1 protein-coding gene is annotated in these 919 nt (G+C 64.3%); it reads right to left on the bottom strand.

The annotated features are described in order from the left end of the window. The coding region (locus OP495_RS18965; RefSeq protein ID WP_280571230.1) for an SLC13 family permease at positions 1-919 on the bottom strand (919 nt) is incomplete at both ends.

Here is a 919-nt window from a genome sequence, read left to right as displayed (position 1 = left end):
CGCACCGGTCTTATCCATCGCGTTGCCCAGGGCGAACGAGGCGGCGATGACGATCAATACCGAGAGTTCCAGATAGCGCCGTGCCTTGCTCGCGGTGACACAACGCAACGCTAACATGGCACCCCCGGCGAGGAACGCGGCTTCGAGGATGCTCAAAAGCCCTGTAGCGCTGACCAGCACCATGGCGCCGAGAATGCCCAGCGCCCAGGGCGCCTTGCGGAAGTCCGGCGGCGTGGAGTCGTTGAGCGCACTGACCAGCAGGAAGTCCTTGCGGTACTGGTATTGCGAGACGAATTCCTGGGCGGTTTCCAGCAACAGCGTATCGCCCACCTGCAGGCGGATGTCCCCCAGCTTGCCGGGCAAGCGGCGCCCATGGCGAGAAATCGAGAGAATCACCGCCTGATAGCGCGAGCGAAAGCGCGATTCGCGCACGGTCTGTTCAATGCCGGTAAAGTCCGGCCCGATCACGGCTTCGACCAGGCAGCGCCGATGATGGGCGATATCCAGCTTGCGCACGTCGCCATTGGCGGGCCGCAGGCCATGAATGCGGCGCAGCTCGCGTGCGCTCTCCGGCGCTCCGACGAAGACGAGTATGTCATCGGCTTGCAGCTTGGTTTCCGGCGGCACGGCGGTCATCAATTCACCCGCGCGCTCGATATCCGCCAGGTAACCATGCGCCAGACTGCGCAAGCCGGCTTCGGCGATGGTCTTGCCCTCCAGCGGCCCCTTGGGGATCACGCTGACTTCGACGGCGTACTCACGCGCCTGCTCGAGCTGTTCCAGCGCGCCCTGGCGATTGGGCAGCAAACGATCCGCCATCAGGTACAGAAAGCCCCCGGCGATGAGCACCAGCGGCACGCCAACCTTGGCCAGTTCGAACATGTGCAGCGAGATGCCGCGCTCGCTCTGCAACAAGCCA

This window comes from Chromohalobacter sp. 296-RDG (assembly GCF_029889885.1).
GTDB lineage: Bacteria > Pseudomonadota > Gammaproteobacteria > Pseudomonadales > Halomonadaceae > Chromohalobacter.
The sequence above is the reverse complement of the archived record's forward strand: the minus strand, read 5'-3'. Positions and strand labels throughout refer to the sequence as shown.